This is a genomic window from Providencia sp. PROV156, assembly GCF_028480905.1.
Taxonomy (GTDB): domain Bacteria; phylum Pseudomonadota; class Gammaproteobacteria; order Enterobacterales; family Enterobacteriaceae; genus Providencia; species Providencia hangzhouensis.
This window is the reverse complement of record NZ_JAMPPE010000037.1, coordinates 23,611-29,610: the sequence shown is the minus strand read 5'-3', so window position 1 is coordinate 29,610 and position 6,000 is coordinate 23,611. Positions and strand designations below refer to the sequence as shown.

General features: G+C 43.0%; 7 protein-coding genes and 2 tRNA genes. All 9 read right to left on the bottom strand.

The features are described 5' to 3' along the window. Positions 1 to 35 precede the first annotated feature (35 nt). A tRNA-Lys gene (locus PSF31_RS19770) sits at positions 36 to 111 on the bottom strand. Between the two features lie 36 nt (positions 112 to 147). Next, positions 148 to 223 (bottom strand) — tRNA-Lys (locus tag PSF31_RS19765). Between the two features lie 184 nt (positions 224 to 407). After that, the gene (cpoB, locus tag PSF31_RS19760; RefSeq protein WP_004256777.1) at positions 408 to 1,199 is read right to left on the bottom strand and encodes a cell division protein CpoB; all 792 of its coding nucleotides are present in this window, start codon (positions 1,197 to 1,199) and stop codon (positions 408 to 410) included. Positions 1,200 to 1,221: 22 nt separating this feature from the next. Next, the gene (gene pal / locus PSF31_RS19755) at positions 1,222 to 1,719 is read right to left on the bottom strand and encodes a peptidoglycan-associated lipoprotein Pal (RefSeq protein ID WP_004909091.1); all 498 of its coding nucleotides are present in this window, start codon (positions 1,717 to 1,719) and stop codon (positions 1,222 to 1,224) included. 44 nt (positions 1,720 to 1,763) lie between these two features. Continuing rightward, positions 1,764 to 3,056, bottom strand: coding sequence for a Tol-Pal system beta propeller repeat protein TolB (gene tolB / locus PSF31_RS19750; protein ID WP_004256782.1), 1,293 nt, complete (start codon positions 3,054 to 3,056; stop codon positions 1,764 to 1,766). 146 nt (positions 3,057 to 3,202) lie between these two features. Then, the gene (gene tolA / locus PSF31_RS19745; RefSeq protein ID WP_004256784.1) at positions 3,203 to 4,321 is read right to left on the bottom strand and encodes a cell envelope integrity protein TolA; all 1,119 of its coding nucleotides are present in this window, start codon (positions 4,319 to 4,321) and stop codon (positions 3,203 to 3,205) included. 51 nt (positions 4,322 to 4,372) lie between these two features. After that, the gene (gene tolR, locus PSF31_RS19740; RefSeq protein ID WP_004256786.1) at positions 4,373 to 4,795 is read right to left on the bottom strand and encodes a colicin uptake protein TolR; all 423 of its coding nucleotides are present in this window, start codon (positions 4,793 to 4,795) and stop codon (positions 4,373 to 4,375) included. Positions 4,796 to 4,813: 18 nt separating this feature from the next. After that, positions 4,814 to 5,497 carry a Tol-Pal system protein TolQ gene (gene tolQ, locus PSF31_RS19735; protein ID WP_004256787.1) on the bottom strand — a complete coding sequence of 228 codons (684 nt, stop codon included), beginning with the start codon at positions 5,495 to 5,497 and terminating at the stop codon, positions 4,814 to 4,816. After that, the gene (ybgC, locus tag PSF31_RS19730) at positions 5,494 to 5,889 is read right to left on the bottom strand and encodes a tol-pal system-associated acyl-CoA thioesterase (protein ID WP_096865176.1); all 396 of its coding nucleotides are present in this window, start codon (positions 5,887 to 5,889) and stop codon (positions 5,494 to 5,496) included. The genes tolQ and ybgC overlap by 4 nt, the downstream gene beginning before the upstream one ends. Between the last annotated feature and the right edge of the window lie 111 nt (positions 5,890 to 6,000).

The following is a 6,000-nucleotide window of genomic DNA, read 5'->3' as shown; positions in this document are numbered from 1 at the left end:
CTGGATTACTTCTTTTTACTACTATAGGTTTTAGGTGGTGGGTCGTGCAGGATTCGAACCTGCGACCAATTGATTAAAAGTCAACTGCTCTACCGACTGAGCTAACGACCCATCTAAATTGCTTTTTTTACTACTATAGGTTTTAGATGGTGGGTCGTGCAGGATTCGAACCTGCGACCAATTGATTAAAAGTCAACTGCTCTACCGACTGAGCTAACGACCCATCTAAAACTAAATTTCTTTCTGTTTTTCGAGATTTTCGGCTAACCGTATTCTCGTATCAACGGCGGCTTATATTACTGATTTCTGACGAGGGTGCAATGATTTTTTTGCAAAAAAAGATTAAACGCACACTTATCATACTGATAACCCCGAAATATTCGGTAATATTGCTTCGGGGCTATAAATTAAAGTGTACTCAGCTTTTTTTCGGCTAATTTTGAACCAGCACTGTTTGGATATTGTTTCAATACCTGTTGGTAAACAGCTTTCGCTTTATCTTTTTGTCCCTTATCTTGCATGATCAGCCCAACTTTATATAAGGCTTCGCTGCTTTTTTGGGATTTAGGATACTGCTTAACTACAGTGGCGAAATAAAAAGCAGCATCGTCTTTGCTACCTTTATTGTAGTTTAACTGCCCCAGCCAATAGTTGGCGTTAGATTGATACCCAGACTTAGGGTAGGCTTTAATAAAACCTTGTAATGCACCTATTGCTTGGTCAATTTGAGCTTTGGATTTGCTTTCCATCGCTAATTTGACTGCAGCATTGTAATCATCTTTCTCATTTCCACCTGTATTGGCCGCTGCCGTAGGTGTCGCTGAGGAAGATGATCCATTTGATGCGCTAGTGTCAGGTGTTGCTGTATCGCCTGAGGTTGCTGAATTACCGCCACCTGCATTGTCTAATTGCATGTATAAATCTTTCTGACGCTCAATGACTTGATTCAATTTGTATTCACTTTCTTGAATCTGACCACGTAACATGTCGATGTCGCGTTGATTGTCAGCAAGTTGCTGTTGAATTTGATACAGAATTTGACCTTGAGAGCTAACTGCTGTCTCAAGTTGGGTAAGGCGGTCTGCTGTTGAACCAGATCCGACATTGTTGATTGGCGCTTGGGCAATAGCGGCCCAAGGGGCCGCTACGCCAACCAATAACGACAGACCGACTAGTAAGTGTCTGAAGTTACTGTTCATAATAGATAATTTCGCTTATCTATTAGTATGCAATGACTGCACGACGGTTTTTCGCGTAGTCTGCTTCAGTATGACCTAACACAGCTGGTTTTTCTTTACCGTAAGAAACCAGTGAAACTTGGTCACCAGAAACACCTTTGCTTTGCAGGTACATTTTAACTGCATTAGCACGACGCTCGCCCAGGGCGATGTTATATTCTGGAGTACCACGCTCATCCGCATGACCTTCAACAACAACACGTACAGATGGGTTGCTACGCAGGAATGCTGCGTGTGCATCTAACATTTCAGCGTATTCTGGAGATACGTTGTATTTGTCAAAGCCAAAGTAAACAGTGTTGTTTTGTTGCAGCTGTTCCATTTGCTGACGTGCCAGCTCTTCCGCAGACAGACCAGTATTAGTTTGGTTAGTAGAAGTATCTACGCCATCTTGGTCATTGTTTTTGTTAGAGCTACAAGCTGCGACTGCCATGATTGGTAACGCGATCATCAGCCCTTTAAGCACTTTATTCAGTTGCATCGTTTTGATCCTTAATATTTTTTGCCACACATTATTATTATGCATCACAGATACGGCGACCAGGCAGGAAATTTAACCTGTCCATCGGTAGCCGGAAGACGCGCTTTGAAACGCCCGTCGGTCGAAACTAGCTGCAATATAGTCCCCAAGCCTTGAGAGGAGCTATAAATTACCATAGTGCCGTTAGGTGCGATACTCGGCGTTTCATCTAGGAACGTTTTCGTTAAAAATTCAACGTTATTCGTTGCCAGATCTTGTTTGGCGACATGTTGCTGACCGCCACCGGAGCTGACCATCACTAAGAAAGTACCATCCGGGCTAACATCAGCGTCCTGATTTTGTGTTCCTTCCCAGGACACACGCTCAGGGCTGCCACCATTAATATTCATTTTATAAATCTGCGGACGTCCTGCCTGATCTGAAGTATAGACTAAAGTTTGGCTATCTGGCATCCAGCTTGGCTCGGTATTGTTACTACGACCATCGGTTACCTGACGAATTTGCCCACTCGCTAAGTCCATTACATATAAATTCAAGCTGCCTGTTTTAGACAATGCAAATGCCAGTTTAGTCCCATCCGGAGAGAATGCAGGTGCCCCATTGTGACGAGGGAATGATGCTACCTGACGAACCGCTCCTGTCGATAAGGTTTGAATGACAAGTGCTGAACTGCCGCTTTCAAATGTAACATAAGCCAGTTTTTCACCATCTGGTGACCATGCTGGCGACATCAAAGGTTCTGGTGAACGGTGAACCGTAAACTGGTTAAAACCGTCGTAATCAGAAACACGTAATTCATATGGATACTGACCGCCTTTGTTGACAACAATATAAGCAATACGTGTACGGAATGCACCACGAATACCTGTCAATTTTTCAAAGACTTCATCACTTGCAGTATGCGCTGCATAACGTAACCATTCTTTTGTTACTTTATATTGGTTCTGAGATAAAACAGCACCTGGGTTAGCCGCGACATCAACTAACTGATAGCTAACAACAAAGCTACCATCTGCTGCAGGCTGTACTTGCCCCACAACAACTGCGTTAATACCTAACGCTGTCCACGCTTCAGGAATCACTTCAGAAGCGGTACCCGGCTGTTGAGGCATACGGCTTGGTTCGATAGGGTTAAATTTCCCGCTATTGCGTAAATCAGCACCGACTATTTGGCCGACTTCTTGTGGTGGTGCGCCGGCACCTGACCATTTAAACGGAACAACACCAATAGGTTGAGCTGAGTTAACGCCTTCAGTGATCTCAATACGTATTTCAGCCTGAGCCACTGTCGCCCATAGCATTAGGAACCCTAAAACTACTTTAAAAGCCTGCTTCATTCTTATCTCCCTTACTGCGGATTATTTACTACCGCAATAATTCGCTGAATTTTAACAAAGGTATAATAACAAAACTAGATACCACACAAACTATTTATGCTATTGCCTTAATAATATCAATACAGACTGCTCTGAGTTATTGAATATTAAGGTTTAAACACAACCGTGCTACCTGCTTTATTAAACGTATCATAGACTTCTCTGCTAGGTGGTTTAGGCATCGTTGCAAGTTTTGCTGCTCGGATTGCTGCATCACAGAGTGCCGCGTCATTGGCCGGGCTATTTTTTGGTGTAATACTCACCAATAACCCATCTGGCGCGAGCTTCAATTGAAGTTCACAAGTACGCCCACGGAAAGTATCTGAATCATAAAACTTACTCTGGATAGCCGCTTTGACTTTACCAGCATAGCTGTCCACATCAGCATTGGATGCCCCTGATTTTTTACCGCCACCTTTTCCAGCTGCAGCTTCGCCACCTTGCTTGCTAGGGCCTGATGCCGTTAAATCACCAAGCAAATCGTCAACGGAAGCCGCATTTTTTGCAGCCTCAGCCTTAGCTTTTGCCGCTTTGGCTTTCGCTTCTTTATCTGCTTTTTCTTTGGCTTCCTTATCGGCTTTAGCTTTAGCTTCTTTCTCAGCTTTTACTTTAGCGTCCTTTTCTGCTTTTTCCTTGGCTTCTTTTTCGGCTTTCTCTTTAGCTTCTTTTTCAGCTTTGGCTTTCGCCGCTTCTGCTTCTTTCTGAGCTTGTGCCTCAGCTTTCGCCTTTTCAGCGGCTTGCTCTTTAATTAATTTTTCTTTTTCTGCTTTCGCTTTCGCGGCAGCTTCTTCAGCTATTTTTTGCTCTTCCTTCGCTTTTTTAGCCGCTTCTAACGCTTTCTTCTGTTGTTCTTCGGCTTGCTTTTGTTGCTCCGCCGTTGCACGCTCAGTTTTAATACGCTCTTCTTCAAGCTGCTGAAGACGCTTTTGTTCCTTTTCTTGCTGCTCTCTAAGCTCAGCCTCTTGCTTTTGTTCTTGCTCTTTACGCTCTTTCGCCGCTTGTCTGACGTTATTTTGCTGCCTTTGCATTTCTTCATATTGCTCAACAACCACGCCAGGGTCAACCATCACAGCATCGATGACAGTTCCCTCTTCTCCGCCACCACCAAGTTTGACGACGGAAACTAAAGAGCCTATAACAATCAAGCCGATCAATAGGACGTGCAATACAATTGACATCACTAATGATCGATTTAAGTTATCTTTTTTCTCTTTTGTCTTTCCCACTCTGGTATCCAAAAAAAGAATTGTGACTTATTCAAACGACAATAACCCAGCCTAAATAGGCTGAGTCATCAAGCCAACCGATTTTATCCCTGCGCTGTGTAATATATTCAGCGCCTTAATCACTTCTTCATAAGGGACTTCTTTTGCTCCACCAATCAAGAAAATCGCTTTTGGATTTTTCTCTAATTGAGATTTTGCTTCTGCCGCAATTTGCTCTGGTGGTAACAATTCTAAAACCTCACCATCAAGACGCATATTATATTGGCCAACCCCCGACACTTCTAAAATAATCGGTGGGTTATCACTTGATGAGACGGTTTGTGTATCTGTTGCATCCGGCAATTCAACTTCCACACTTTGAGAAATAATCGGTGCTGTTGCCATAAATATCAGCAACAGTACCAACAATACGTCCAGTAATGGAACAATGTTGATTTCGGATTTCAGCTCACGTCTGCGACTTGTGCGCGCCATTCGCTTATCTCCCCCGTCTTATTTCTTATCAGCAGAGAAAGCTTGACGATGCAAGATGGCTAAAAACTCTTCCATAAAGTTATCGTAGTTTTGCTCTAATTTGCTGACACGTAAGTTCAAACGGTTAAATGCCATAACTGCAGGGATCGCTGCAAACAAACCAATTGCGGTTGCAATCAATGCTTCAGCAATACCCGGTGCAACCATTTGTAATGTTGCTTGTTTTACCGCGCCCAATGCAATAAATGCATGCATAATCCCCCAAACGGTACCAAATAAACCAATATAAGGGCTAATTGAACCAACAGTACCTAAAAATGGGATATGCGCTTCAACTGATTCAAGTTCACGATTCATTGAGATACGCATTGCACGAGAAGCCCCCGTGACTACCGCATCTGGCGCATGAATATTCGCTTGGTGTAAACGAACGAACTCTTTAAAACCAGAATGGAAAATTTGTTCGGCACCACTCAATTCATCACGGCGAGCTTGGCTTTCTTTATATAAGCGCGATAACTCGATACCTGACCAGAACTTATCTTCAAATGCTTCAGCCTCACGAGTTGCCGCATTTAAAATTTTCGTTCTTTGAATAATGATCGCCCATGATGCGATAGAAAAACCGATCAAAACGAACATAATGAGCTGAACCAAAAGGCTCGCTTTAAGGAATAAATCCAGGATATTCATGTCAGTCACTGTTTAAACTCCGCGACAATAGACTTAGGAAGCGCAATCGGCTTCATTTTTGATGTGTCCACACAAGCAATAAGGGCATTTGCCCCACAAAGCAGGTTACCTTGCGAATCAACTAACCTTTGCTGAAAAGTTAATGAAGCGCGTTTCATTTCAATAACTTGCGTTTCAACTTCCAGCAGGTCATCTAGCTTAGCGCCTTTGACAAAATCAATTGTCATGCTTCGCACAACGAAGCCAAGGTTTTCAGCAAGCATACTTTGTTGATTGATACCTTTATTTCGCAGCATTTCGGTTCTTGCTCGCTCAAAAAAGGCTAAATAGCGTGCATGATAAACAACACCGCCCGCATCTGTATCTTCATAATACACGCGAACAGGCCAGCGAAATAACATAACAATCACTCCGTCTTAGGTTAAATTAATTAACGGTGCCACTATACGCAAGACAGTGCCAGTTTGGAATCACTTTGAAAGTAAAGATATCAAAAATAATTATGGGTCCAT